Origin of the sequence: Xanthomonas sp. GW (assembly GCF_014236815.1) — a bacterium.
In the GTDB taxonomy this organism is placed as follows: Bacteria; Pseudomonadota; Gammaproteobacteria; order Xanthomonadales; family Xanthomonadaceae; genus Xanthomonas_A.
The window spans coordinates 4,067,961-4,093,875 of the sequence record NZ_CP051189.1; the positions used below are offsets into that span (position 1 = coordinate 4,067,961).

26 protein-coding genes are annotated in these 25,915 nt (G+C 70.0%); 13 read left to right on the top strand and 13 right to left on the bottom strand.

The genetic code is table 11. The annotated features are described in order from the left end of the window. Window positions 1-78: 78 nt before the first annotated feature. Both HEP73_RS17595 and ubiH read right to left on the bottom strand, forming a co-directional pair. Window positions 79-1,257 carry a UbiH/UbiF family hydroxylase gene (locus tag HEP73_RS17595; protein ID WP_185820918.1) on the bottom strand — a complete coding sequence of 393 codons (1,179 nt, stop codon included), beginning with the start codon at window positions 1,255-1,257 and terminating at the stop codon, window positions 79-81. After that, window positions 1,254-2,468 (bottom strand): 2-octaprenyl-6-methoxyphenyl hydroxylase, encoded by a 1,215-nt coding sequence (gene ubiH, locus HEP73_RS17600; RefSeq protein ID WP_185820919.1) that lies wholly within the window; start codon window positions 2,466-2,468, stop codon window positions 1,254-1,256. The genes HEP73_RS17595 and ubiH overlap by 4 nt, the downstream gene beginning before the upstream one ends. Window positions 2,469-2,653: 185 nt before the next feature. Between ubiH and HEP73_RS17605 the strand changes: the two genes are divergently transcribed. The 9 genes from HEP73_RS17605 to HEP73_RS17645 all read left to right on the top strand — a co-directional run bounded on the left by HEP73_RS17605 (window position 2,654) and on the right by HEP73_RS17645 (window position 12,008). Next, window positions 2,654-3,238 (top strand): hypothetical protein, encoded by a 585-nt coding sequence (locus HEP73_RS17605; protein ID WP_185820920.1) that lies wholly within the window; start codon window positions 2,654-2,656, stop codon window positions 3,236-3,238. 20 nt (window positions 3,239-3,258) lie between these two features. Next, window positions 3,259-3,813, top strand: coding sequence for a cob(I)yrinic acid a,c-diamide adenosyltransferase (locus HEP73_RS17610; protein WP_179568257.1), 555 nt, complete (start codon window positions 3,259-3,261; stop codon window positions 3,811-3,813). Between the two features lie 34 nt (window positions 3,814-3,847). Then, a complete protein-coding gene (locus HEP73_RS17615) occupies window positions 3,848-4,753 on the top strand; it encodes a histone deacetylase family protein (protein WP_185820921.1) in 906 nt (301 codons plus the stop codon). Between the two features lie 109 nt (window positions 4,754-4,862). Continuing rightward, window positions 4,863-7,208, top strand: coding sequence for an LPS-assembly protein LptD (gene lptD / locus HEP73_RS17620; protein WP_458309627.1), 2,346 nt, complete (start codon window positions 4,863-4,865; stop codon window positions 7,206-7,208). Beyond that, window positions 7,205-8,584: a peptidylprolyl isomerase gene (locus HEP73_RS17625; RefSeq protein WP_185820923.1), complete on the top strand. Its 1,380-nt coding sequence runs from the start codon at window positions 7,205-7,207 to the stop codon at window positions 8,582-8,584. The genes lptD and HEP73_RS17625 overlap by 4 nt, the downstream gene beginning before the upstream one ends. Window positions 8,585-8,587: 3 nt before the next feature. After that, a complete protein-coding gene (gene pdxA / locus HEP73_RS17630) occupies window positions 8,588-9,565 on the top strand; it encodes a 4-hydroxythreonine-4-phosphate dehydrogenase PdxA (RefSeq protein ID WP_185820924.1) in 978 nt (325 codons plus the stop codon). Window positions 9,566-9,677: 112 nt separating this feature from the next. Further along, window positions 9,678-10,472 carry a 16S rRNA (adenine(1518)-N(6)/adenine(1519)-N(6))-dimethyltransferase RsmA gene (gene rsmA / locus HEP73_RS17635; RefSeq protein ID WP_185820925.1) on the top strand — a complete coding sequence of 265 codons (795 nt, stop codon included), beginning with the start codon at window positions 9,678-9,680 and terminating at the stop codon, window positions 10,470-10,472. A 215-nt stretch (window positions 10,473-10,687) separates the two neighbouring features. Continuing rightward, window positions 10,688-11,071 carry a Co2+/Mg2+ efflux protein ApaG gene (gene apaG, locus HEP73_RS17640; protein ID WP_145705570.1) on the top strand — a complete coding sequence of 128 codons (384 nt, stop codon included), beginning with the start codon at window positions 10,688-10,690 and terminating at the stop codon, window positions 11,069-11,071. A gap of 10 nt (window positions 11,072-11,081) precedes the next feature. Further along, window positions 11,082-12,008 carry a symmetrical bis(5'-nucleosyl)-tetraphosphatase gene (locus HEP73_RS17645; RefSeq protein WP_185820926.1) on the top strand — a complete coding sequence of 309 codons (927 nt, stop codon included), beginning with the start codon at window positions 11,082-11,084 and terminating at the stop codon, window positions 12,006-12,008. Window positions 12,009-12,136: 128 nt separating this feature from the next. Here HEP73_RS17645 and HEP73_RS17650 read toward each other — a convergent pair whose 3' ends face one another. The 8 genes from HEP73_RS17650 to HEP73_RS17685 form a co-directional block, all read right to left on the bottom strand. Then, entirely contained in the window at window positions 12,137-12,637 is a 501-nt protein-coding gene (locus HEP73_RS17650) for a dihydrofolate reductase (RefSeq protein WP_185820927.1), read from the bottom strand. Window positions 12,638-12,744: 107 nt separating this feature from the next. Continuing rightward, window positions 12,745-13,539: a thymidylate synthase gene (locus HEP73_RS17655; RefSeq protein WP_185820928.1), complete on the bottom strand. Its 795-nt coding sequence runs from the start codon at window positions 13,537-13,539 to the stop codon at window positions 12,745-12,747. Next, the gene (gene lgt, locus HEP73_RS17660; protein ID WP_185820929.1) at window positions 13,536-14,417 is read right to left on the bottom strand and encodes a prolipoprotein diacylglyceryl transferase; all 882 of its coding nucleotides are present in this window, start codon (window positions 14,415-14,417) and stop codon (window positions 13,536-13,538) included. Before lgt ends, HEP73_RS17655 begins: the two co-directional genes overlap by 4 nt. A gap of 294 nt (window positions 14,418-14,711) precedes the next feature. After that, window positions 14,712-15,203 carry a TPM domain-containing protein gene (locus HEP73_RS17665; RefSeq protein WP_185820930.1) on the bottom strand — a complete coding sequence of 164 codons (492 nt, stop codon included), beginning with the start codon at window positions 15,201-15,203 and terminating at the stop codon, window positions 14,712-14,714. After that, a complete protein-coding gene (locus tag HEP73_RS17670; protein ID WP_185820931.1) occupies window positions 15,203-16,168 on the bottom strand; it encodes a TPM domain-containing protein in 966 nt (321 codons plus the stop codon). The genes HEP73_RS17665 and HEP73_RS17670 overlap by 1 nt, the downstream gene beginning before the upstream one ends. A gap of 184 nt (window positions 16,169-16,352) precedes the next feature. Continuing rightward, entirely contained in the window at window positions 16,353-17,000 is a 648-nt protein-coding gene (locus HEP73_RS17675) for a LemA family protein (RefSeq protein ID WP_185820932.1), read from the bottom strand. 76 nt (window positions 17,001-17,076) lie between these two features. Then, a complete protein-coding gene (locus tag HEP73_RS17680) occupies window positions 17,077-17,826 on the bottom strand; it encodes a TerC family protein (protein WP_185820933.1) in 750 nt (249 codons plus the stop codon). Between the two features lie 39 nt (window positions 17,827-17,865). Next, window positions 17,866-18,246, bottom strand: a complete 381-nt coding sequence (locus tag HEP73_RS17685; protein WP_185820934.1) for a diacylglycerol kinase — start codon at window positions 18,244-18,246, stop codon at window positions 17,866-17,868. Between the two features lie 201 nt (window positions 18,247-18,447). On the opposite strand from HEP73_RS17685, the gene HEP73_RS17690 reads away from it, so the two are divergent. Beyond that, window positions 18,448-19,155, top strand: coding sequence for an SGNH/GDSL hydrolase family protein (locus tag HEP73_RS17690; RefSeq protein ID WP_185820935.1), 708 nt, complete (start codon window positions 18,448-18,450; stop codon window positions 19,153-19,155). Window positions 19,156-19,197: 42 nt separating this feature from the next. On the opposite strand, the gene HEP73_RS17695 is transcribed toward HEP73_RS17690, so the two are convergent. The 3 genes from HEP73_RS17695 to HEP73_RS17705 form a co-directional block, all read right to left on the bottom strand. Next, complete coding sequence (locus HEP73_RS17695; RefSeq protein ID WP_185820936.1) at window positions 19,198-20,478, bottom strand: sensor histidine kinase; 1,281 nt, start codon at window positions 20,476-20,478, stop codon at window positions 19,198-19,200. Between the two features lie 129 nt (window positions 20,479-20,607). Beyond that, window positions 20,608-21,321 (bottom strand): response regulator transcription factor, encoded by a 714-nt coding sequence (locus HEP73_RS17700; protein ID WP_003481607.1) that lies wholly within the window; start codon window positions 21,319-21,321, stop codon window positions 20,608-20,610. 92 nt (window positions 21,322-21,413) lie between these two features. After that, a complete protein-coding gene (locus HEP73_RS17705) occupies window positions 21,414-22,079 on the bottom strand; it encodes an arylesterase (RefSeq protein WP_185813826.1) in 666 nt (221 codons plus the stop codon). 125 nt (window positions 22,080-22,204) lie between these two features. Here HEP73_RS17705 and HEP73_RS17710 point away from each other — a divergent pair, with 125 nt between their 5' ends. The 3 genes from HEP73_RS17710 to HEP73_RS17720 all read left to right on the top strand — a co-directional run bounded on the left by HEP73_RS17710 (window position 22,205) and on the right by HEP73_RS17720 (window position 25,850). Next, entirely contained in the window at window positions 22,205-22,807 is a 603-nt protein-coding gene (locus tag HEP73_RS17710) for an ABC transporter ATP-binding protein (protein ID WP_004426017.1), read from the top strand. After that, the gene (locus HEP73_RS17715; protein ID WP_185820937.1) at window positions 22,804-25,287 is read left to right on the top strand and encodes an ABC transporter permease; all 2,484 of its coding nucleotides are present in this window, start codon (window positions 22,804-22,806) and stop codon (window positions 25,285-25,287) included. The genes HEP73_RS17710 and HEP73_RS17715 overlap by 4 nt, the downstream gene beginning before the upstream one ends. A gap of 173 nt (window positions 25,288-25,460) precedes the next feature. Beyond that, window positions 25,461-25,850, top strand: coding sequence for a GIY-YIG nuclease family protein (locus HEP73_RS17720; RefSeq protein ID WP_185820938.1), 390 nt, complete (start codon window positions 25,461-25,463; stop codon window positions 25,848-25,850). The last annotated feature ends 65 nt before the right edge of the window (window positions 25,851-25,915 follow it).

A 25,915-nucleotide genomic window follows, 5' to 3' on the forward strand; every position in this document is an offset into this window, starting at 1 on the left:
CAATGCACCTCGTTTCAAATTCGGCCTCCGCGTCCTTCGCTCTGCCCGGCTCCACCGGCGCACGGCGGGCGTACTGCGCTACACCCCCGAAGCGCGCTTCCAGAACCCATGCATCAGCAGCGGCAACTTGCCGGCCAGGCCCAGCAGTGGGCCGCGCAGCAGGGTCAGGTGCATCTCGTCGTTGGAGAACAGCCGGTTGATCGTATCGAAGCCGTAGGCAGCCACGGTGTTGTCGCTGCGGCGACCGCGCGCCCAGCGCGCCAGCCTGTGCGGCGCCGACCAGTCGACCCGCCGCGCCTGCGCCTGGCGCACCTGCGCGGCCAGCGCGGCGACGTCGCGCAGGCCGAGGTTGACGCCCTGCCCGGCCAGCGGATGCACAACGTGCGCGGCATCGCCCAGCACCAGCAGGCGGTCGCGGTGGTAGTCCTCCACCAGTTGCCGGCGCAGCGGGAAACCGACCCGCGGCGACAGCGCGCGCACTGCGCCCAACCGCGCGCCGAAGGCCTGGGTCAGCTCGGCGCCGAATGCGGCGTCGTCCAGCGCCAGCACCCGCGCCGCCTCGGCCTCGGGCAGCGTCCACACGATCGAACTGCGGCCGTCGGCGAACGGCAGGAACGCCAGCGGGCCGCCGGGCAGGAAGCGCTGCCAGGCGGTGTCCTGGTGCGGCACGTCGGTGTGCACGAAGGCGACCACGCCGCGCTGGCCGTAGTCGTGCGCCGGTGCATCCAGCCCGGCCAGGCCGCGCAGCGTGGAATCGGCGCCGTCGGCGGCGATCGCCAGGCGCGCGTCGAGCCGGCTGCCGTCGTCCAGGCGCAGCCGCACGCGCTCCTCCGCCATCTCCACCGCCTCGACCCGCGCCGGGCAGTGCAGTTGCACCCCGGCCGCCGGCAGCGCCGCCCACAGCTGTTCGACCAGCAACGCATGCTCGACGATCCAGCCCAACTGGTCGCGGCCCAGCGCATCGGCATCGAAGTCCAGCTCGCCGCCGCCACCGGCATCCCACACGCGCATGCGCCGGTAGGCCTGCGCGCGCCGCGCCAGCACCTGCGGCCACACGCCCAGCGCCTGCAGCAGCGCAGCGTTGTCCGGGGCGAACGCGTACACGCGCAGGTCCGGCTCGGCCGGCGACCAGCGCGGCGGCTCGCGGCCCTCGACCAGCGCTACCGCCAGGCCTTCGGCGGCCAGCGCCAACGCGCAGGCCGCGCCGACCACGCCGCCGCCTACCACCACCACGTCCAGCACGCCGCGCCGGCTCATGGCGTCATCTCCCGGCACAGCTGCGGCACTTCGCCGCGGAATCCCATCGCGCCGCCGACCAGGAACGACTGCAGCGGCGCGGCCTGCGCTGCCGCCAGCAGGCCCAGGCTGCGCAGCGGGCGCAACAGCGGCGCCGGGTTGGCGGTCAACCGTGCCAAGCCGCCGGAGAAGGTGACAGTGCGCTGCCGGTCCTGCTCGCGGCGCTGCGCGTACTGCTGCAGCAGCGCCGGCGCGCCCGGATCGGCGCGGTCGCGCTCGATCAGTTCGGCCAGGGTCAGCGCATCGCGCAGGCCCAGGTTGAAGCCCTGCGCACCCAGCGGGTGCAGGGTCTGCGCGGCGTTGCCGAGCAGCACCGCGCGCGCGTCGGTCAGGCGCTCGGCCAGCACCTGCACGATCGGATAGGCGCTGCGCTCGCCGCTGCCCAGCAGGCGGCCGACGCGCCAGCCCAGCGCCTCCTGCAGGCGCTGCAGCCAGGCGGCCTCGTCGAGCGCGGCCACCGCGTCGGCCTGCTCGGCGGCGACCGCGTGGATCGCGCCGTAGTGGCGGTCGCCGCGCGGCAGCAGCGCGCTCGGGCCGTCGTCACGGAACCGCTCGTAGGCGGTACCGTCGGGCTGGCGGCTGCCGCGCACCCGCGCCACGAACAGGGTCTGGGCGAAATCGTGGCGGGCGGCATCGATGCCCAGCGCGCCGCGCACCGCGCTGGCGCTGCCGTCGGCACCGACCAGCAGCCGCGCCTGCAGCACCTGTTCGGCGCCGCCCTGGACGATGCGCACGCCACGCCACGACGCGTCCTCGCCGGCTTCCAGCGCCAGGAACTGCGCCGGCCGGTAGCGGCTGACGTGGGACGCCTCGGCCAGCCGCGCTTCCAGCGCCTCGCCGAAATCGCGCGCCACCACCACCTGCCCGAACGCCTCGCGCCCATAGTCGGCCGCCTCCAGCCGCACCCGGCCGAAATCGCCTTCGCGGCTGACGTGGATGCGCCGGATCGGGCCGGTCGGCGTGCGCAGCCGCTGCATCACCCCGAGCGCGCCCAGCGCGTTGACCGTGGCCGCGGCGAAGCTGAGATTGCGCTGGTCGAACACCGGCGGCAGCGCGCCCGGCGGCGCGGCCTCGACCAGGCCCACGTCCACGCCCAGCCGGTCCAGCGCGATGGCCAGGCTGGCGCCGACCAGGCCGCCGCCGACGATCACTACGTCATGTCGTTTGCTCATCCGGCCATGATACGACCGGCGCCCGAACTGTCGGTGATCGCAGCGACATGCCAGCTGCGCCCGCTTTGTCCCGCGCGCCGCCGCGGCCAGGTCACCGCCGCCCTGGCGCTGCCCGCCGCCGGCCCGCGCCCCAGGCTCGCCGCTTCCAGTAGAATCGGCGATCTCCGTACCGGTGCCCGCCTGCCATGACTCCTTCCAGCCACCGCCTTCCCGCCCTGCTCCTGCTGGCCGCGCTGCTGGCCGCGACCCGCATCAACCATTTCGGCGCGATTCCGGACGCCTCCTGGGCGGTGTTCTTCGTCGGCGGCTTCTATCTGCGCGGCTGGACCCGCTGGGCGTTCCCGGGACTGATGGCGCTGGCGGTGCTGGTCGACTACCTGGTGATCCGTGGTCAGGGCCTGAATTTCTGGCAGCACTACTGCGTGTCGCCGGCGTACTGGTGCCTGATCCCGGCCTACTTCGCGCTGTGGGCCGGCGGCAGCTGGCTGGCAGGGCGCTACCGCGGCGCCGACTGGCGTGCGCTGGGCCTGACCGCAGCCAGCCTGGTGGTGGCGGTGGCGGTGTGCCACCTGATCGCGCAGGGCAGCTTCTATTGGGTCAGCCGCAGCGTGCCCAACCCGACCATCGCCGGCTGGTGGCAGAACTACAGCGACTGGCTGCTGCCGTACCTGGGCAGCGCGGCGCTGTACACAGCGCTGGCCGCGGCGGTCCAGGTCGGGGTCGAGCAGCTGGCGCGGCTGGGCCAGCGCGGCCAGCCCGCCGGCCACTGAGCCGGGGCCCGGTTCCGACGATGGGCAATCGTCTCTCCAAGATCTACACCCGCACCGGCGACGACGGCAGCACCGGCCTGGGCGACGGCAACCGGGTCGGCAAGGATTCGGCGCGGGTGGCCGCCTATGGCACCGTCGACGAGGCCAATTCGGCGATCGGCGTGGTCCTGGCCTGTGCGCTGGCCGACGACGTGCGCACCCTGCTGACCGCGATCCAGCACCAGTTGTTCGACCTGGGCGGCGAGCTGTGCATCCCCGGCCATGCGGCGATCCACGACGCCGACATCGACGCGCTCGAGCAGCACCTGGACCGTTACAACGACACCCTGCCCGCGCTGAAGGATTTCATCCTGCCGGCCGGCGGCGAGGCCGCGGCGCGCTGCCACCTGGCGCGCACCATCGTGCGCCGCGCCGAGCGCGAGACGGTGGCGCTGTCGCGCCAGGACGCGGTGCGGCCGGAGGCGGTGCGCTACCTCAACCGCCTGTCCGACCTGCTGTTCGTGCTGGCGCGGGTGCTGGCCCGGGCCGATGGCCAGGGCGAAGTGCTGTGGCGCCACGACCGCCGCCAGGCCTGAGCGGCAGCGGCGGCGCGCGGACCCGGCGGCAGGCATGCTGATCTATACCCATCCCGCCTGCCTGGGCCATGAACCCGGTCCGGAACACCCGGAGCGGCCGGAACGCCTGCAGGCCGTCACCACGGCGCTGCGCGAGGCCTTTCCCGACCTGGCATGGCGCGAGGCGCCGCTGGCCAAGCTCGGCGATCTGGCCCGGGTCCACGAGCGCGAGCTGATCGACAGCGTCCTGGCCGATATCGACGGCAAGCGCATGCTCGACGTGGACACGGTGATCTCGCCCGGCTCGCGCGCCGCCGCGCTGCGCGCCGCCGGCGCCGGCCTGGCCGCGGTAGACGCGGTGATGCGCGGCGAGACCGACACCGCCTTCTGCGCGGTGCGCCCGCCAGGCCATCACGCCACCGCCGCCACCGCGATGGGCTTCTGCCTGTTCAACAACGTCGCCGTGGCCGCCGCCCACGCGCGCGACACGCACGGCCTGGAACGGATCGCCATCGTCGACTTCGATGTGCATCACGGCAACGGCACCCAGGCGATCTTCGAGCGCGATCCGCACGTGCAGTACCTCAGCACCCACCAGTCCGGGCTGTTCCCCAACTCGGGCGGGGTCCACGACCGCGGCGTCGGCAACCTGCACAACGCGCTGCTGCCGCCGGGCAGCGGCGGCTTCCGCTTCCGCAACACCTGGGCCGACCAGATGCTGCCGCTACTGGACGCGTTCAAGCCGCAGCTGCTGCTGATCTCGGCCGGTTTCGATGCGCACATGCGCGACCCGCTGGCCGACCTGATGCTGGAAACCGAGGACTTCGGCTGGCTCACCGCGGAGCTGCGCGCGCTGGCAGAACGGCATGCGCGCGGCCGCGTGGTGTCGCTGCTGGAAGGCGGTTACGACCTGCAGGCGCTGCGCGAATGCAGCGTCGCCCACGTCGACGCGCTGCGCTGAGGCCGGCCCGGGCGGATGAACCCCGTCCCCCGAGTGGGGGACGTCTTCATTGCCCCCATGCATGGGATGGGGCAAGCTAGCGGTCGTTTTAGCCCGATACCTGACGCGCGTGCGCCGAGCCCTCCGCCTGCTACCCCTTCCGTTCAGTATCGCTCTCTGCCTGCCGGCGATGGCGGCCGAGAAGCCGCCCAATTGGGGACTGTGCCCGACCCCGGACGTGCTGCCCAAGTTCGACGACGCACCCAAGGTCGACCCGAAGATGGCCGCGATCCGCGATCAGCAGCCGACCGACATCGTCGGCGACAAGCTGTCCGGCACCACCACGATCCCGAACTACACCGGCAACGTCGCGCTCAAGCGCGGCGACCAGTTCATGGGCACCGACAGCCTGCGTGTGGATACCGAGACCGGCAATTACATTGCCGAGGGCCACGTGCGCTACCAGGATTCGTCGATCCGCATGATCGCCGACCGTGCCGAAGGCAACCAGGACACCGACACCCACAAGATCAGCAACATCCGCTACCAGCTGATCGAGCGCCGCGGCAACGGCAAGGCCGACTCGGTCGACCTGCAGGGCGCACTGGGACAGATGCACCGCTCCACCTACACCACCTGCGATCCGTCGCAGCAGGTGTGGGAGCTGCACGCGCCGGAGATCGACGTCGACAACGACGAGGGCTTCGGCACTGCGCGCAACGCAATCCTGAAGATCTACAACGTGCCGATCCTGTACGCGCCGTGGTTCAAGTTCCCGATCGACGACCGTCGCACCAGCGGCTTCCTGTTCCCGGCAATCGGCATGTCCGGGCGCAACGGCTTCGATTACATGCAGCCGTATTACCTCAATCTGGCGCCGAACTACGATGCCACGCTGTATCCGCGCTACATGAGTTCGCGCGGCTTCATGCTCGGCAGCGAGTTCCGCTACCTGTACGAAGGCGGCAAGGGCGAGGTCGAGGCGACCTACATGCCCGACGACCAGTTGCGCGACAAGGACCGCGGCAAGTTCGAATACCAGGGTTACCACAACCTCGATTCGCACTGGCAGGCACGCGCTTCCGTGGCCTGGGTCAGCGACGAGCGCTATACGGAAGACTTCTCCAACCGCCTGCTCGGCAACTCGGTATCCAACCTGCAGAGCACGGTCGGCATCTACGGCACCGGCGAGACCTGGACCGCCGGGTTGATGGCCGACCGCTGGCAGCTGACCGACTACACCCTGACCGAGGACGCGCTGCCGTACAACCGCCAGCCGCGCGCCTTCTTCAACTGGGACCAGTCCTTCGGCAACTACTTCGAGGCCGGCGTCTACAGCGAAGCGGTGCGCTTCGTGCATGACGACGTGCATGCCAAGGACGCGCTGTACGAACGCACCGGCGTGACCACTGAGAAACCCGGCGGCACCCGCCTGGACCTCAAGCCCTACATCTCGATGCCGCTGGCCGGCGCGGCGTGGTTCCTGAAGCCGACCGTGGCCTGGCGTTACACCGCCTATCAGTTGGACAAGGACCTGGCGGCGACGCTCGGCGGCGACACCTCGCCCACGCGCAGCCTGCCGATCACCACCGTCGATGCCGGCCTGTATTTCGACCGCGACGCCAAGTTCGGCGGCACCAACTACCTGCAGACCCTGGAACCGCGGCTGTTCTATCTGTACACGCCGTACCGCAACCAGGACGACCTGCCGATCTTCGACACGCGCGAATTCACCTTCAGCTGGGGCCAGTTGTTCCGCGATTCGCGCTACACCGGTGCCGATCGCCAGAACGACGCCAACCAGATGACCCTGGCGCTGAGCTCGCGCCTGCTGCGCCAGGACGACGGCAAGGAAAAGCTGTCGGTCAGCCTCGGCCAGATCCTGTACTTCAACGACTCCAGGGTCAGCCTGCCCGGCAGCAACACCACCATCGAGCAGGGCAAGTCGGCGTGGATCGCCGACGCCAATTACATGATCAACGACCGCTGGACAATGGGCGCCACCTACCAGTGGGATCCCAAGTACCGGCGCAAGGACCTGGCCAGCTTCCGCACCCGCTATCTGCTGCCGGGCGACGGCATCATCAACGTCAGCTACCGCTTCCGCCGCGACCTGCTGGAGCAGACCGACGTGTCGGTGCTGTACCCGATCAACCCGACCTGGAGCCTGGTCGGGCGCCACTACTATTCGCTGGAAGACAGCAAGCCGCTGGAAATCATCGCCGGCGTGCAGTGGGACAGCTGCTGCCTGGCCGTGCGCGCATTGGCGCGGCGCTACGTGCGCAACCGCGAAGGCGATCTGGACACCGCGTTCCAGGTCGAGTTCGTGCTGAAGGGACTCTCCTCGCTTGGCCAGGACACGGACCGCGTTCTGCGCCGTGCTATTCTCGGCTACAACCGCGACGACCTGTACTTGGTCCCGCCCAGCAACACCACGACCGATCCGGACGCTTACGATCCGAACCTGATTCCATGACCAATACCCTCTCTGCTTTCCTCGTCACCTTGCTGGCGATCGCCGGCGTGTCCGCTCCGGCTGCCGCGCAACAAACCCAACCACTGGACCGCATCGCTGCGGTCGTCGACGAGGATGTCGTACTGCAGAGCGAACTGGATCGTGCCGTTCGCAACGTGAAGGCGCAGTATTCCGGCCGCGAGGCGCAGCTGCCGCCGGACAACGTGCTGCAACGCCAGGTGCTCGAGCGCCTGGTGCTGGTCAAGCTGCAGGTGGCGCGCGCCAACAGCACCGGGATCCGCGTCGGCGACGACGAACTGAACCGTGCCATCGGCAGCATCGCCCAGCAGAACGGCACCGACGTGGACGGCCTGCGCAAGAAGCTCGCCGCCGACGGCATGGCGTTCGACGACTTCCGCAACTCGGTGCGCGACGAGATCACCGTGCAGCGCCTGCGCCAGAGCTTCGCGCAGAGCCGCATCAACGTCAGCGAGAGCGAAGTGGATGCGGCGCTGGCGCAGCAGGCCACCACCGGGGCCCAGTACCACCTGGCGCACATCCTGGTCGGCCTGCCGGAAGGCGCCACCGCCGACCAGATCAAGACCGGGCAGGGCAAGATCGACGGGGTCAAGACCCTGATCGACAAGGGCGAGATCGATTTCAGCGCGGCTGCGGTGCGCTATTCCGACAGCCCCAACGCGCTGGAAGGCGGCGACCTCGGCTGGCGCAGCCTGGACGAAATCCCGAACGCCTTCGCGCAGCTGATCCGCGACATGAAGCCGGGCCAGGTCGCCGGCCCGCTGCGCGGCCCCAGCGGCTTCCAGCTGCTGAAGCTGGTCGAGATCCGCGATGCCTCGGCCAACCCGGAAAAGAAGACGGTCACCGAGTACCACGCCCGCCACATCCTGATCCGCGTCAACGAGGCGCAGCCGGATGCGGCCGCCAAGGCCAAGATCGAGACCCTGCGTGCGCGCATCGCCGGCGGCGCCGACTTCCAGGCCGTGGCCAAGGAGTCTTCCGACGACGCCAACAGCCGCGGTCAGGGCGGCGACCTGGGCTGGTTCCCGGCCGACGCGTTCGGCCCGGACTTCGGCCACCAGATCGAAGGCCTGAGCGACAACCAGATCTCGCAGCCGTTCCGCACCGAGGCCGGCTGGCACATCGTGCAGCGCGTCGCCACGCGCCAGACCGACGTGACCAGCGACACCCAGCGTGCCCAGGTCCGCGAGACCATCGGCCGTCGCAAGCTGGAGGAAGAGTACAACCGCTTCCTGCAGGAAATGCGCGGCGAAGCCTATGTGAACCTGCGCGTCGGCGGTGCCGAGAGCTCCGCCGCGCCGGCTGCCGACGCCACCGCGCCGGCGGCGACCCCGGCACCGGCCGCCACCAAGCCGTAAGCCGTGCTGCCCTCGCTCGCGCTGGTGCCGGGCGAGCCGGCCGGGATCGGCCCGGAACTGTGCGTGCGGCTGGCCCAACAGCCGCGACGCGACTGCCAACTGCTGGCCTTCGCCGATCCCGACACCTTGCACGCCGCCGCAGCGGCGCTGTCGCTGCCGCTGCAGCTGCTTCCCGAATCCGCCCCCGCGCTGGTACCTGGCGATCTGCGCCTGCGCGCGGTGGGCAATGCCGTGCCCAGCCGTTTCGGCCATACCGATCCGGCCAATGCCGCCGCAGTGATCGGCGCGCTGACCCAGGCCGCCGACGCCTGCCTGCGCGGCGAGCTGGCCGGCCTGGTCACCGGTCCGGTGCACAAGGCGGCGATCAACGACGGCGGCATCGCCTACACCGGCACCACCGAATTGCTCGCCCGCCACGCTGGGTGCGAGGTGGTGATGATGCTGGCCAACGAAATCGTGCGCGTGGCCCTGGCCACCACCCACCTGCCATTGCGCGCGGTCGCCGACGCGCTGACGCCCGCGTTGCTGGAGCGCTGTCTGCGCATCGTCCATGCCGCGCTGCGCAGCGACTTCGGCATCGCCGCGCCGGTCATCGCGGTGCTCGGGCTGAACCCGCATGCCGGCGAAGACGGCCACCTCGGCCGCGAAGAAATCGAGGTGATGGCGCCGGTCCTCGCCGCCTTGCGCGCCGAGGGCATGCGCCTGGTCGGCCCGTTGCCGGCCGACACCGCGTTCCTGCCGCAGAAACTGGCCGGCTTCGACACGGTGCTGGCGATGTACCACGACCAGGGCCTGCCGGTGCTCAAGTACAGCGGCTTCGAGCAGGCGGTGAACCTGACCCTGGGCCTGCCCTACCCGCGCGTGGCGGTCGATCACGGCACCGCGCTGGAGCTGGCCGGCCACGGCCTCGCCGACCCGTCCAGCCTGTTCGCCGCGGTCGCGCAATGCGCGCAACTGGCCGCGCGCAGCACGCTTGTGTAGGAGCGGCTTCAGCCGCGACAGGGCGTTACCGGTAGCGCCAAGGTCGCGGCTGAAGCCGCTCCTACAGGGCGCCGCGCACGCCATCCCGGCCCCATCCCGATAAGATGCCCGCATGACTTCCTATTCCGGCTTCAGCGCCCCGGCCAAGAAATCGCTTGGCCAGCACTTCCTCAGCGACCGCGACTACATCGACAGCATCGTGCGCGCGGTCAATCCCAAGCCCGACGAACTGCTGGTCGAGATCGGCCCCGGCCAGGGCGCGATCACCTTCCCGCTGCTGCGCCGCCACGGCCGCCTGACCGTCATCGAATTCGACCGCGACCTGATCGCGCCGCTGACCGCCGGGGCGGAAGGGATCGGCGAACTGACCATCCTCAACCGCGACGTGCTGTCGGTGGATTTCGCCGAACTGGCCGGCGGCGGCCGCATTCGCCTGGTCGGCAACCTGCCCTACAACATCTCCTCGCCGATCCTGTTCCACGCGCTGGACCATGCCGCGGCGATCGCCGACATGCACTTCATGCTGCAGAAGGAAGTGGTCGACCGCATGGCCGCCGGGCCGGGCAGCAAGGTCTACGGCCGGCTCAGCGTGATGCTGCAGGCGTACTGCGAGGTGACCTCGTTGTTCGTGGTGCCGCCGGGCGCGTTCCGGCCACCGCCGAAAGTGGATTCGGCGGTAGTGCGGCTGGTGCCGCATGCGCCGCAGGACATCGGCATCGCCGACCGGCGGCGCTTCGCCGACGTGGTGCGCGCGGCGTTCGGGCAGCGCCGCAAGACCTTGCGCAATGCGCTGGGCGGAGTCTGCGATGCGGCCCAGTTCGAGGCCGCCGGGGTGCGCCCGGATGCCCGCGCCGAGCAGTTGGAGGTCGCCGACTTCGTGCGCCTGGCCAACGTGGCGCAGGCCTGAGTCCCGCGGCCGCGCGTCGCAGCGCGATCCGCATCTCTCCGCTTCACGTGCATGCCGGCGCGCCCACACGAAGGTCGCAACAGCGCGGATCGCACTGCGCGGCCGGCCGGCGACACGCGTTACGATGCGCAGCGGCCGCAGCGCGCGCTGCCTGCAGTGCGCTCGTAGACGGCTCGCAGTCCATTCCTGCGCCGGCTTTGCTTACACTGTGAGGCATGAACGATGATGCCCCCTATCGGATCGAGGTCGAAGTATCGCCCCGGTTCCTCGACGACCAATCGGCGCCGGAGGATGGACGCTACGCGTTCGCCTACACCATCCGTATCCACAACCGCGGCCGCGTCGCCGCGCGGCTGATCGCCCGGCACTGGGAAATCACCGACGGCAACGGCCGCGTAGAGCGCGTGGACGGCGACGGCGTGGTCGGCGAACAGCCGCGGCTGCGTCCCGGTGAGGACTTCCGCTACACCTCCGGACTGATGCTGGAAACCGAGCACGGCACGATGCGCGGCCACTACGACATGGAAGCCGACGACGGCACCCACTTCGTCGCGCCGGTCGCGCCATTCGTGCTGACCGTGCCGCGGACGCTGCACTGATGGCGCCCGCATGAGCGTGTGGGCCATCGGCGACCTGCAGGGTTGCTATGACATCACCCAGCGGCTGCTGGAGAAGATCCGCTTCGACCCGGCGGTGGACCGGCTGTGGTTCTGCGGCGACCTGGTCAACCGCGGCGGGCAGTCGCTGGAAACCTTGCGCCTGGTGCACTCGCTGCGCGCGCACAGCGAGGTGGTGCTGGGCAACCACGACCTGTCGCTGCTGGCGATCGGCGAGCGCAGCCCGGACGAGCAGCGCAAGGTCAATCCGGACCTGCAGCGCATCGTGCTGGCCGAGGACCGCGACGAACTGCTGACCTGGCTGCGCATGCAGAAACTGCTGCACGCCGACCGCGAACTGGGCTGGATGATGATCCACGCCGGCCTGGCGCCGAAGTGGACCACCACCCTGGCCGAGAAGCATGCGCGCGAAGTCGAGCAGCAACTGCACGGCAGCGGCTACCGCAAACTGTTCCGCAACATGTACGGCGACCGCCCGGCCTGGTCGCCGGGGCTGACCGGCTACGACCGCTCGCGCGCGATCATCAACCTGTTCACCCGCGCCCGCTATTGCACCCCGCGCGGGCGCATCGCGATCGAGGAGAAAGGCACCCCGGGCACCCAGGCGCAGGGCCTGTATCCGTGGTTCGAAGTGCCGGGCCGCGCCGAGCGCGACCTGAAGATCGTCTGCGGCCACTGGTCCACGCTGGGCCTGACCATCACCCAGGGCGTGCACGCGATCGACACCGGCGCGGTCTGGGGCGGCAAGCTCACCGCCTTGCGCCTGGACAGCGAAGACCTGCAGGTGGTGCAGGTGCCGGGGCGCCCGATCGAAGGGCCGCCGCCGGTACCGCGTGCGCGGCCGCCGCGGCGCAGGTCCGGAGGTGGGCGTGGTGCGGGTGGCGGTGCCACTACACCGCCGCCGCCCGCTCAGGAATGAGGATGGCTGGCGGCAGGCAGGCTGCCACGTGTAGGAGCGGCTTCAGCCGCGACAGGATGTTAGCGGCGAGATCCTGTCGCGGCTGAAGCCGCTCCTACAACAGACGCCGCGCCGCCCGCACGAATCCGCTACGGCGCGCTATGCCTGCGCCGGTAATCGACGAATTCGAACGCCAGCGCATGCCTCGCATCGGCCGCATGCGCTTGCCGCGCCACGACCTCCCACTGCGCCGGATCGAACGCCGGGAAATGCGCATCGGCATGGTCGACCACGGTGTCCACGTGGGTCAGATACAGCATCTCGGCGTGCGGCAGCGCCAACGCGAAGATGTCGCCGCCGCCGATCACCGACAGCTCTTCGGCGCCGCTGGCCTGGGCCGCCTCGATCGCCGCCTGCAGCGAAGCGACCGCCTGCATGCCCTCGAACGGCACCTGCCCTGAGCGCGTCATCACCAGGTTCAAGCGCCCCGGCAACGCGCGCCCGAGCGACTGCGCGGTCTTGCGCCCCATCAGCACCGGCTTGCCCAGGGTCAGCGCCTTGAAGCGCTTCAGGTCGTCCGGCAAGCGCCACGGCAGATCGTTGTCGCGGCCGATGGCATTGGCGCGATCGAGCGCGGCGATCAACGTCAATCGGGACTTGGGACTCGGGACTCGGGATTCGTCCCTCTCCGTCCTCGCCGATGCCACCGCCGTTGCTTTTTCCGAATCCCGGGTCCCAAGTCCCGAGTCCCGACGCTTCATACAGCCACCGGCGCCTTGATCGCCGGATGCGGGTCGTAACCCTCGATCGCGATGTCGTCGTAGGTGAACGCGAACAGGTCGGTGACCGCGGGATTCAGCCGCAGCGTCGGCAACGGCCGCGGCGTGCGCGACAGTTGTTCGCGCGCCTGGTCGTAATGGTTCGAATACAGGTGCGCGTCGCCCAGCGTGTGCACGAAATCGCCGACGCCCAGGCCGGTGGCCTGCGCCACCATGTGGGTCAACAGCGCGTAGCTGGCGATGTTGAACGGCACGCCGAGGAAGATGTCGCCGCTGCGCTGGTACAACTGGCAACTGAGCTTGCCGTCGACCACATAGAACTGGAACAGGCTGTGGCACGGCATCAGCGCCATCTGCGGCAATTCCGCCACGTTCCAGGCACTGATCACCAAGCGCCGCGAATCGGGATTGCGCTTGATCTCGTCCACCAGCCATTGCATCTGGTCGATCTCGCCGCCGTCGGCGCCGGTCCAGCGCCGCCACTGCTTGCCGTACACCGGGCCGAGTTCGCCCTGCGCATCGGCCCACTCGTCCCAGATGCTGACCTTGTTGTCCTTGAGGTAGGCGATGTTGGTTTCGCCCTTCAGGAACCACAGCAGCTCGTGCACGATCGAGCGCAGGTGCAGCTTCTTGGTGGTCACCAGCGGGAAGCCGGCGTTGAGATCGAAGCGCATCTGCCAGCCGAACACGCTGCGCGTGCCGGTGCCGGTGCGGTCGGATTTCTCCGCGCCGTGCTCGAGTACGTGGCGCAGCAGGTCCAGGTAGGCCTTCATGGCTTGGCATCCACGGCGACCGGTGCCGGCTGCAACACCGGCGCGCGGCGCGAGCGCCACAGCAGGAACAGGCCGAGCAGGATCAGCGGCGTGCTCAGGATCTGGCCCATGGTCAGCCAATGGAACGCCAGGTAGCCGATCGGCGCATCGGGCACGCGCACGAACTCCACCGCGAAGCGGAACACGCCGTACAGCAGCGCGAACAGGCCGGACACCGCATAGCGCCGGCGCGGCCGCAGCGAGAACGCCCACAGCATCGCGAACATCACCAGGCCTTCCAGCACCGCCTCGTACAGCTGCGAGGGATGCCGCGCGAACTTGTCCAGCGCACCGCTGGCGTACTGCGCCTGGATCTGCGCCAGCGGCCAGTCCTGCAACTCCGGCGTCCGCGGGAAGATCACGCCCCAACCGGCATTGGTGAACTTGCCCCACAGCTCGCCGCCGACGAAATTACCGACGCGACCGAAGCCCAGGCCCAGCGGCACGAGCGGCGCGACGAAGTCCATGGTGTCGAAGAAATGCAGTCGCGACTTGCGCGACCACCAGGCAGCGGCCACCAGCACGCCGATCAGGCCGCCGTGGAAGCTCATGCCGCCATCCCAGACCTTGAAGATCAGCAGCGGGTTGGCGAGGAAATCGCCCAGCGCGTAGAACAGCATGTAGCCGATGCGCCCGCCGAGCACCACGCCGAGCATCGCGTAGAACAGCAGGTCGGAAAACCCTTCCATGTCCACGCCGGGCAGGCGGCCGGCGCGGATGCGCAGCCGGCCCAGCCACCACGCCGAGGCGAAGGCGGCCAGGTACATCAGCCCATACCAGTGCACCTTCACCGGGCCGAGCGAGAAGGCGATGGGGTCGATCTGGTGGAGATAGGTCATGCGGGGAGCGTCGGCCGGAGGGCGAGGGTCGCCTATTCTGCCACTGGCGCCGGCTGCTGCCGTGGTCTCGGTCGACTTGGATGACGCTCCGCTTCATCTGCCGGCAGGCGCATGCGTCTGCCATCGGCTGCCGTGGTCTTGGTCGACTTGGACGGCGCTCCCCTTCATCTGCCGGCAGGCGCAAGCGTCTGCCATCGGCGCCGGCTGCCGCCGCAGTCGCGACGGGCAGCGGCGCTACCGCTTCATCTGCGGGCCAGCGCGACCCGCATCGCAGCGACCATGCCGCGGCGGCGCTCAATCCAGCAGTTGCGGCATGTTCGGCAATTCGTCGGGCTCGGCCTGGCCCGGCTGCGCGGGGAAATGCGTGGCCAGCAAGGCCGATACCGCCGCCACCCCGGCGATCACCGCCTGCTCGGGCTGGCCGGCGCGCATGTCGCGCTCGATCAGCGCGCAGACCTCGCGCCATTGCGCGGCGTCGACGCGCCCGCGCAGGCCGCGATCGGCCACGATCTCGATCCGATGGTCGGCCAACAGCAGATAGATCAGCACGCCGTTGTTGGCCTCGGTATCCCAGGTGCGCAATTGCGCGAAGGCCTGCTCGGCGCGCGCCCGCGGCGCCATGCCGCGCAGCAGCGCCGCCGGTGCCAGCGCCGATTCGACCGCGAACATCACCTGGCCGCGGTGCAGCCGTTCGCCGTCGGCGATCGCTGCGCCGATGCGCTCCAGGCTGGCGTTGGGGAACAGCGTGCGCGCCGCCGGCGCGAACAGATGGCGTAGCAGACGCATCACCAACTCCCCGAGGCGCCACCGCCTCCCGAACTGCCGCCGCCTCCGCCCCAGCCGCCGCCTCCGCCTCCACCGCCGAAGCCACCGCCTCCTCCAAAACCACCACCACCGAAGCCGCCGAAGCCGCCTCCGAATCCGCCGCCACCCCAACCACCGCCGCCACCGCCGCCGACCGAGCGGCCCGGCGAGACGCCCGACAGCAGGCCCAGCACCAGCCCGATCGCGCCGGTCAGCGCGGCGACGAACAGCGACAGGCTCAGCAGCAGCCCCACGCCACCGCCGGCGAGCGCCGCCAGCACGCCGCGCAGCAGACGCGGCGCGCGTGCGAACAGCAGTTGCGCGACGAAGGCAGCGAACAGGCCACCGAAGAAACCGAGCGGCAGCTTGCCGCCGGAACGCGATTCGGCTGCGTGCGTGCTCACCGGCGGCGGCAGCTGTTCGCCGTCGATCAGCTTGACCAGCATCGCGGTGGCCTCGGCGATGCCGCCACTGTAGTCGCCGGCGCGGAACCGCGGCGCCAGGTACTCCTGGATGATGCGGTTGGCGGTGGCATCGGGAATCGCGCCTTCCAGGCCGTAGCCGGGCTGGATGCGCACGCGCCGGTCGTCCTTGGCCACCACCAGCAGCACACCGTCGTCCACGCCCTTGCGGCCGATCTTCCACGTGTCGAACACGCGCTGGGTGTACTGCTCGATCGTCTCCGGCGCAGTGGTCGCGACCACCAGCACCTGCAGCTGGCTGCCCTTGCGCTGCTGCAGTTGCACCGCCTGCTGCTCCAGCGCAAGGCGCTGGGTCGGCTGCAAGGTGCCGGTGGTATCGACCACCGGCGTGTCCAGCGGCGGGATCGGCGCCTGGCTGGCCGCCTGCGCCCAGGCCAGCAGCGGCAACAGCGCCAGCAGCAGCATCCAGATCCAGGCATGCCGGCCGCGGCGCGCAGGACGGTGGCGGGTGGTCGTATCGCGCATTGCAGACTCCTGCCGACGCGATCGCGCGGCGGCATCCAAGGGAAGAAACCGCAGCGGCGGCGTGGCCCGGGAAGCGGTTCGCTGGCTTAAGCCGCCAGCCCGGCTGCACAACCTGGCCGGACGCCGCAGCGCGGGCTGGCGCGCAGCGGCGCCATCGTCGGCACCGCCAGGCGCTGCAACGCGCTTACTGCGCCGGTGCCGGCTGTGGCGACTGCTGCGGTTGCGCTTGCGGCGCGGTCTGCGCCGGCTGGCTACCGAAATTCACCGCTGGTGCCTCGGAGATCTGCGCCTCGTTGGCCACGGAGAAGTTCGGCTTTTCCTTGTAGCCGAAGATCTTCGACGTGATCACCTGCGGGAACGAGCGGATGAAGGTGTTGTAGTCCTGCACCGCCTGGATGTAGCGGCCGCGCGCCACGGTGATGCGGTTCTCGGTGCCTTCCAGCTGCGCCTGCAGGTCGCGGAACGACTGGTCGGACTTGAGGTTCGGATAGTTCTCGGTGACCACCAGCAGCCGCGACAACGCGCTAGACAGCTGGCCCTGCGCCTGCTGGAACTGCTGCAGCGAAGCCGCATCGTCGGCGTTGACCTGGACCTGGCCGACCCGCGAACGTGCATTGGTCACGTCGGTCAGCACCTGCCGCTCCTGGTCGGCATAGCCCTTGACCGTGTTGACCAGGTTCGGGATCAGGTCGGCGCGGCGCTTGTACTGGTTCAGCACCTCGGACCAGCCGGCCTTGACCGCCTCGTCCTTCTGCTGGATCGCGTTGTAGCCGCAACCGGACAACAGCGCCACCACGGCGGCGAGGAACAACGAGCGGGACAACAGGCGCATGGCGCTCTCCGGGGCAAAGACAGGGCGCAGCTTGCCACGCCCCCCGTGAAAACGCAGCCGCGCCTGGGTCAGCCGTTCACCACTTGCCGGCGCCGGGCACGTGGTGCGCGGCGGCGCGGCGGCGCATCAGCAGGTTCAGCCATTCCACCAGCACCGAGAAGCCCATCGCCGCGTAGATGTAGGGCTTGGGCACGTGCACGTCCAGGCCGTCCAGGATCAGCACCACGCCGATCATCAGAATGAACGCCAGCGCCAGCATCTTCACCGTCGGGTTGGCGTCGATGAAGCGGCCCAGCGGGTTGGCCGCCAGCAGCATCACCGCCACCGCCAGCAGCACCGCCGCCACCATCACCGGGATGTGCTGGGCCATGCCGACCGCGGTGATCACCGAGTCCAGCGAGAACACGATGTCGATCACCGCGATCTGCGCGATCACCATCCAGAACACGCCCGAGGCCTTGCTGGTGGTCGGATCGGCGTCTTCGCCGCCGGTGATCATCTCGCGGATCTCCATCGTGCCCTTCACCAGCAGGAACACGCCGCCGACGATCAACACCAGGTCGCGCACCGAGATGCCCATGCCGGCGACGCTGAACAGCTCGCCCTGCATCCGCGCCAGGAACGCCAGCGACACCAGCAGCGCGATGCGGGTCAGGCACGCCACCGCGATGCCGAACTTGCGCGCGGCCGGACGTTGCGCCTCGGGCAGCTTGCCCACCGCGATGGAGATGAACACCAGGTTGTCGATGCCCAGCACGATTTCCAACGCGCTCAGCGTCAGCAGCGTCAGCCAGGTGTTGGGATCGGCGAGAAACTCGAGAGCCATGGGGTCGAATCCTTTAACGGTAAAAAAGACAGGCGGACGTCACAGCACGCGCGGCAGCAGGATCAGGCCCCAGCACAGCACGACATTGGCCAGCATCAGCAGTACCGCCGCCGAGCCCATGTCCTTGGCGCGGCCGGCCAGTTCGTGGTGCTCCGGGCCATAGCGCTCGATCACCGCCTCGATCGCCGAATTGAGCAGTTCCACCGCCAGCACCAGCAGCAGCGAACCGATCATCAGCGCCTGCTGCACCGGCCCCTGCCCCAGCCACAGCGCCAGCGGCGCCAGCAGCACGAACAGGCACGCTTCCAGCCGGAACGAGGACTCGTGCAGCCAGGCCGCGCGCAGCCCCTGGTACGACCAGCGCAGTGCCATCAGCATCCGGCGCGGTCCGCGCGGCAGGTGCCCGAATTGGTCGGCCATGGATCAGGCCTGGCCTGCGGAACGGGAACGCAACGGCAACGGCCGGAAGAGAACGGTCATGGGCAATGGCGAAGCGGGCTAGGCGCCAATTTTGCCACAAGCCCCCGTTCGCCGCTGAAATGAACCGCCGCACGCCTCCGATTTGCCTGCCTCGCCGCGCCTGCGGCACCATCGCCGCTCCGTCGCATCCAGGAGACGCACATGTCCCGCTCGCCGCTGCGCACCGCGCTGCTCGCCACCTGCCTGTTCCTGCTGGGCCTGCATTCGGCCCTGGCGCTCACTCCGGCCGCCGCGCCGAAGATCCCCGAACAGGTCTCCAGTCCGGACTGGGAACAGGACATGCAGCGCTTCGCCCAGGCCGATGCCGCGCATCCGCCCAAGCCCGGCGGCGTGCTGTTCGTCGGCAGTTCCTCGATCCGCTTCTGGACCTCGCTGGCCAGCGATTTCCCCGGCGTGGACACGCTCAACCGCGGCTTCGGCGGTTCGGAGATTCGCGACAGCACCTGGTATGCCGACCGCATCGTGGTGCCGTACCGGCCGCGCCTGGTGGTGTTCTACGCCGGCGACAACGACCTCAACAGCGGCCGCAGCCCGCAGCAACTGCGCGACGACTTCCTGGCCTTCGTGACGCGGGTGCGCCGCGACCTGCCCACGACCCGCATCGCCTACATCTCGATCAAGCCCAGCCCGGCGCGCGCGGCGCTGCTGCCGCAGGTGGCTGACGCCAATGCGCTGATCCGCAAGGCCGCCGCCGGGCTGAAGCGGGTGGACTTCATCGACGTGGCCACGCCGATGCTCGGCGCCGACGGGCAACCGCGCGGCGAACTGTTCGGTCCGGACCATCTGCACATGAACGCCGCCGGCTATGCGCTGTGGCGCGACACGGTGCGGCCGTATCTGAAGCGCTGAGCGCGCTCGCGCCGACGCCGGCGTTTCAGGCGATCCGGCCGCTCACTTGACCGGATCGAAGCGCACGGTGGCGGTGGTGCCGCCACCTTCCGCGCTTTCCAGCCCGATCCGCCAGCCGAAGCGCTCGCACAGCCGGCGCACGATCGACAGGCCCAGCCCGGTGCCCTGCGGGCGGTCAGGCTCGGCGCGGAAGAACGGCTCGAACGCGCGCTGCAGCGCTTCGCTGGACATGCCGATGCCGGTATCGCGGATGCTGATCCGGTCGCTGCCGATCTCGACTACGATGCTGCCGGCATCGGTATAGCTGCAGGCGTTGCGCAGCAGGTTGCTGACCACCACGTGCAGCACCCGCGGCGGCGCGTGCAGGCGCGTGGCGGCGAGCACGCTGACGGTCAGCGTCACCGGCTTGCTGGTCAACAGCTCGCGCGCATTCTCGGCTTCGTACTCGACCACGTCGGCGACCTCGAAGGTCTCGCTCTGCGGCACCACGTCCGCCTCGCGCGCCAGGATCAGGAACGCGTCGATCACCGCCTCCATGTCGCGGCCGGCGCGCTGGATGCGCTGCAGGCTGCGGCCCAGCCGCGGCGGCAGGTCGGGATCGGTCATCGCGATGTCGCTGGCGACGCGGATCACGGTCAGCGGCGTGCGCAATTCGTGGCTGGCATCGCGGGTGAAGTTGCGCTCGCGCGACACGTGGTCGGTGACGCGCAAGGCCAGCGCATGCAGCGCGGCGGCCAGTTGCCGCGATTCGCCCTGCACGTCGGCCGGCAGGTTTTCCGGCGCCAAGTCGGCGGTGGACGGATGCCGCGGATCCCATTGCGATACGCGCCGCGCCAGCCAGTTCACCGGCGACAGCAGCCGCCGCGAGGCGCGATGGGTCAGCCACCCCACCACCACGACCGCGATCAGGGTCAGCAGCGCAGGCACGATGCCGAACCAGAACGCCAGGCGCTGCGCCTGCGCGCGCAGGAATACCAGGTACAGGCGCCCGGCTTTGGTCTCGTCGACCAGCACCATTTCGCCGCCAGGGCGGTTCTCGTGCAGACCGGGATCGAGACTGCGCAGATTCGCCGGCACCGCCGCATCCGATTGCCCGGCCGGCACCAGATAACCGCGCAAGGTGTGGCTGTTGGGCGGCGGCTGCGCGCGAGACTGCGCATACAGGCGCCAGTAGTGCGCGGCTTCCTGGCGCATCACCGATCCCACCAGCGAGTGCTGCACGACCGCGACCACCAGATAACTGCCCAACGCCACGATGCAGCCAGCGAACAGGATTCGGGCGATCAGGGCAAGGCGGATTTTGCGCGGCAAACCGTGCGGCATTACAGCTTCCGTGTGAAGTCGCCGCGATTATAGGAGGGCGAATCGTGAATCCGCCGTGCAAGCAGGCCCCGTTGCCGGGGCCTGCTGCGTAACGAACGCCGGCCTCTTAACGAAGCCAGCCGGTACCGCTCAGCTCATCGGCTGGGCGATGTCGGCGATGCGGTAGCCGGCGCTCTGCACGGTGTGCAGCAGCGGCCGGTCGAACGGCTTGTCGATGATCTTGCGCAGGTTGTACAGATGGCTGCGCAGCGTATCCGAGTCGGGCAGGCCGTTGCCCCAGATCTCGCGCTCGATCTCCTGGCGGGTGACCACGCGCGGCGATTCGCGCATCAGGATGGTCAACAGGCGCAGGCCGATCGGCGACAGCTGCAGTTCGGTGCCGGCACGGGTCGCACGCATACTCACCGGATCCAGCACCAGATCGGCCACCTTCAGCACTTCCGAGCCGACCTGGCGGCGCTCGCGGCGGATCAACGCGCGCAGCCGCGCTTCCAGTTCCTGGATCGCGAACGGCTTGGTCAGATAATCGTCGGCGCCGAAGCCCAGGCCGGTGAGCTTGTCGTCGAGCGTGTCGCGCGCGGTCAGCATCAGCACCGGCGTGGACTTGCGCGCGTCGTTGCGCAAACGGCGACACACTTCGATGCCGTCCAGGCGTGGCAGCATCAGGTCCAGCACCACCACGTCGTAGCTGTTCTCCGCCGCCAGGCGGTAGCCGTCCAGGCCATCGCAGGCGTAATCCACTTCGAATCCCCGGCCTTCCAGGTATTCGCCGATCATTTCGGAGATGTTGCGGTTGTCCTCGACGACCAGAACGAGTCCGGAGGTTTCCTTGGTCTGACGCATAGAGCTTCCTCAGTCTTCAGCTTTGTGAAACATGCCGGAAGCCCGGTGGTGACCGCGTGAAGACCGCTTCATATGCCTGAGCGGCGCGAAAATCACCCGCCGATCAAGGGTTTGAGCTTGGGCCACACATTGTCCAGGACCTTCGGCTGGCCGGCGGCGGTGGGATGCAGGCCGTCGTCCTGCATCAGCGCCGGGTTCAGCGCCACGCCCTCCAGCAGGAACGGCAGCAGACCGGTCTGGTATTGCTTGGCCAGGTCGGCGTAGACCGCGCGCAGCCGCTGCCGGTAGGCCGGCCCGTAGTTCGGCGGCACGTCGATCCCCAGCAACAGCACCTTCGCGCCGGCGTTACGGCTGAGCACGATCATCTTCTCCAGATTGCCGCGCAGTTCCGCCGGGGTCAGCCCGCGCAGCGCGTCGTTGCCGCCGAGTTCGATCACCACCACCGCCGGGCGGTGCTTTTGCAGCAGCGCCGGCAGCCGGGTCAGCGCGCCGGAAGAGGTCTCCCCGCTGATGCTGGCATTGACTACGGCCGGTGGCGCCTGCATCTGTTGTTGAAGGCGGCGCTCCAGCAGCGCCACCCAGCCGGACTGGACCGGGATGTTGTGCGCAGCGCTAAGGCTGTCGCCGACCACCAGCACCGGCCCCGTCGCACCTTTGGCACAGGCGATGGCGGGCAGCAGCAGACACCATGCCAGACAGGCCAGGAGCCAGGCGCTGCGCGTCCAGGCAGGCGTTCCTTTCGTATCGTTGCCACGCATCCGGAGATTTCCTCATCGACAGTCTGGCCCCCACTCCCCGCACCGGCATCGCGATCGACGTACGCGATGTCGGCAAATCCGTCAGCGGACCGGAGGGCACGGTCCACATTCTCGACAACGTCGGATTGACCATCGGTGAAGGCGACAGCGTCGCCATCGTTGGCGCCTCCGGTTCCGGCAAGACTACCCTGCTCGGCCTGCTCGCCGGCCTGGACCTGCCCACACGCGGCGAGATCGTGCTCGCCGGGCAATCGCTCAATGCGCTGGACGAGGAAGCGCGCGCCGCCTTGCGCGCGCGCGAGGTCGGTTTTGTGTTCCAGAGCTTCCACCTGCTGCCGTCGCTGACCGCCGCGGAAAACATCGCGCTGCCGCTGGAACTGGCCGGGCGCGAGGATCCGGCGCGGGTGCGCGAGGTGCTGGAGGCGGTCGGCCTGACCGCGCGGGCGCGGCACTACCCGCGGCAGTTGTCCGGCGGCGAGCAGCAGCGCGTGGCTCTGGCGCGCGCGTTCGTGGCGCGGCCGCGGATCCTGTTCGCCGACGAACCCACCGGCAGCCTCGACCAGGCCACCGGCCAGCAGATCAGCGACCTGCTGTTCGCGCTCAACGCCGGCAGCGACACCACCCTGGTCCTGGTCACCCACGACCTGCGCCTGGCGCAGCGTTGCGAGCACCGCTACCGGCTCGACCGCGGGCGCCTGCGCCAGGCCGAAGCGGTGGCCGACGCATGAACGTGCTGCGCCACGCCGCGCGCGCGCTGCGCCGCGAACTGTTCGCCGGCGACCTGCTGACCGTGTTCGCCGCGCTGGTGCTGGGCGTGGCGGTGATGACCGCGGTCGGCACCCTGGTCGATCGCGTGACCCTGGCGCTGACCGGCAGCGCCGCCGAGGTGATCGGCGGCGACCTCGGCGTCACTGGGCGCCAGGACATCCCCGCCACGTTCGCCGAAGAGGCGCAGCGCCGCGGCGTGCGCCACACGCGCCTGGTCAGCTTCCCCAGCGTGCTGTTCCATGGCGATGCCAGCCAGATGGCCAACATCAAGGCGGTCGACGTCGGCTATCCGTTGCGCGGCGAATTGCGGGTCGCGCGCGACACCGCCGGCGCCGGCAGCGAGCGCGCCGGCCCGCCGCCGCGCGGCCAAGCCTACGCCGATCCGCGCCTGCTCGAGGCGCTGGGACTGAAGCTGGGCGACGCTCTGGAATTCGGCGCCGGCACGCTGCGCGTGACCCGGGTGCTGCGCGCCGAGCCGGACGCCTCCGGCGAGCTGATGCAGCTGTCGCCGCCGCTGTTGGTCAACCGCGCCGACGTCGATGCCGCCGGCCTGCTCGGCCCTGGTAGCCGCGCCTCGTACCGGCTGATGTTCGCCGGCGCGCCGGGCGAGATCGCCGCGCTGCGCGAATGGCTGAAGCCGCGCGCCAAGGCGTTCCGCCTGGTCGGCATCGAGGACACCCAGCGCGGCGTGCGCGGCGCGTTCGACCGCGCCGGCCGTTTCCTCGCGCTGACCGCGCTGCTGGCAGTGCTGCTGGCCGGCGTCGCCACCGCGCTGGCGGCCAACCGCTTCGCGCTGCGCCGCATCGACAGCGTGGCGGTGCTGCGCTGCCTGGGCGCGCGCCAGCGCGACATCCTCGGCGCGCTGGCGCTGCAATTGCTGTTGCTGGCGATTCCCGCCTGCGCGCTCGGCGTGGGCCTGGGCATGCTGGCGCAGATCGGCCTTGTCGAAGCGCTGGGCAGCCTGATCCCGAACCGGCTGCCGCTGCCGCAGGCGACCCCGGCCCTGGCCGGCGCCGGCATCGGCCTGTTGCTGCTGCTCGGCTTCGGCCTGCCGCCGCTGCTGCGGCTGCGCGACGTGCCGCCGATGCGCGTGCTCAACCGCAGCTTCGCCGCGCTGCCGCCGACCTCGCTGCTGGTCTACGCCGCTGCGCTGATCGCCACCGTGGTGCTGGCGGTGTACGCCACCGGCGACGGCGTGCTCGCGGCCTGGGTGCTGGGCGGGTTGACCCTGCTGGCCGCGCTCGCCGCGGCGGTCGGCGGCCTGCTGCTCGCCCTGCTGCGGCGGCTGCAGTCGCGCCTGCGCGGGCCATGGAAGCTGGGCCTGGCCGCGCTGACCCGGCGCCGCGCGCTGAGCGTGGTGCAACTGGTCGGGCTGTCGCTGTCGCTGTGTGCGCTGTTGCTGCTGGCGGTGATCGGCCCGGGCCTGCTCGGCCAGTGGCGCGACCGGCTGCCGGCGGATACGCCGAACTACTTCCTGATGAACATCCAGCCCGACCAGGCCGAGCACGTGCTCGGCACGCTGCGCGGGCTCGGCGTCACCGACGCGGCGGTGGAGCCGTTCAGCACCGGCAAGCTGGTGGCGATCAACGGCAAGCCGCCGCAGCGCCAGGAGCAGGGTCCGGAAGACGACGGCGATGGCGCCGACCGCCCGATCAACTTCTCCTGGCGGCACGAATTCCCCGCCGCCAACCGCCTGCTGTCCGGCCGTTTCTGGGCCGCCGACAGCACCGCGGCGGAAGCCTCGGTGGAGGAAGCCTGGGCGCAGCGCTATGGCCTCAAGCTAGGCGACCGCATCACCTTGCTGCTCGGCGAGCAGCAGCGCAGTTTCACCGTGACCAGCGTGCGCAAGGCCGACTGGGATTCGTTCCGGGTCAATTTCTTCCTGTTGCTCAACGCCGGCGCGGTGCAGGACGCGCCGTACAACCTGATCTCCGCGTTCCACCTGCCGCGCGGTTCGGCGGCGCAATTGAGCGGGCTCAGCCGTACCTATCCGAACGTGTCGCTGCTGGACATCGACGCGATCCTGGGCCGGGTGCGCGAGGTGATCGACCAGGTGGCGCAGGCGGTGCAGCTGGTGATGGGCTTCAGCCTGCTGGCCGGCGTGCTGGTGTTGCTGGCAGCGCTACAGGCCACCGCCGGCGAACGCCGCTACGACAGCGCGGTGCTGCGCACGCTGGGCGCACGCCGCGGCCAGTTGCGCGGCGCGGTGCTGGTGGAATTCGGCGCGCTCGGCCTGCTCGCCGCGATCCTGGCGGTCGGCGCGGCAGCGGGGATCGGCGTGGTGGTGGCGCAGCAAGCGTTCCAACTGACGCTGTCGCCGCCGTGGCCGGCGCTGCTGCTGGGCGGGGTCGGCGGCGTGCTGCTGAGCCTGCTCGCCGGCTGGTCGGGCACGCGCCGCATTCTGCGCACGCCGCCGGCGCTGGCGCTGCGCGAGAACTGAGCGCGCACTGAGTCCAAGGTGCGCGCGCGGCAATCGCTGCGCGCAGTGCCAAGGCGGCCGCAGGCGTGCGCAGCCGCCACCGTCGGCACCCGGCGACAGCGCGCAAGACGGATGCTGCAACCGCCTCCGCTTGCCGGCACAATCGCAACTCCCATGCAGAACGTGCCTGGCCGATGAGCGACACCCTCTCCCGCAACAGCGTGCCGTACCTGGCCTGCATCATGGCCGAGACCCGCAGCGGCCCGTACTACATCGCCACCGCACCGACGCCGCAGGCGCTCGATGGCCTGGGCAAGACCCTGCGCGAGCGCAACAGCGTGCGCGGGCAAATCGAAGATCCGGTCGCGATCCTTGCGGTGTGGTACGAGGAGTGCGAGAACGAAGTGGCCGCCTTGCTGCGCGCCGCGGAGATCTCCCGGCTCAGCCATTGCTGGCAGCGCGGCCTGATCGAGTCGTTCAATCCGCAGTGGCTCGACCTCAGCGGGCTGTCGGTCGGTTTTCCATGGATCTTCACCCTGCCCGAGCGCAAGGGATTGAGCTACCACCTGGTGACCGACCTGTAGCCCGGCGCCGCGGCGCGCTGCCTGCGCCGGGCAAAAAAGGGAAGGCGCCAGTCCCGGCCGCCTTC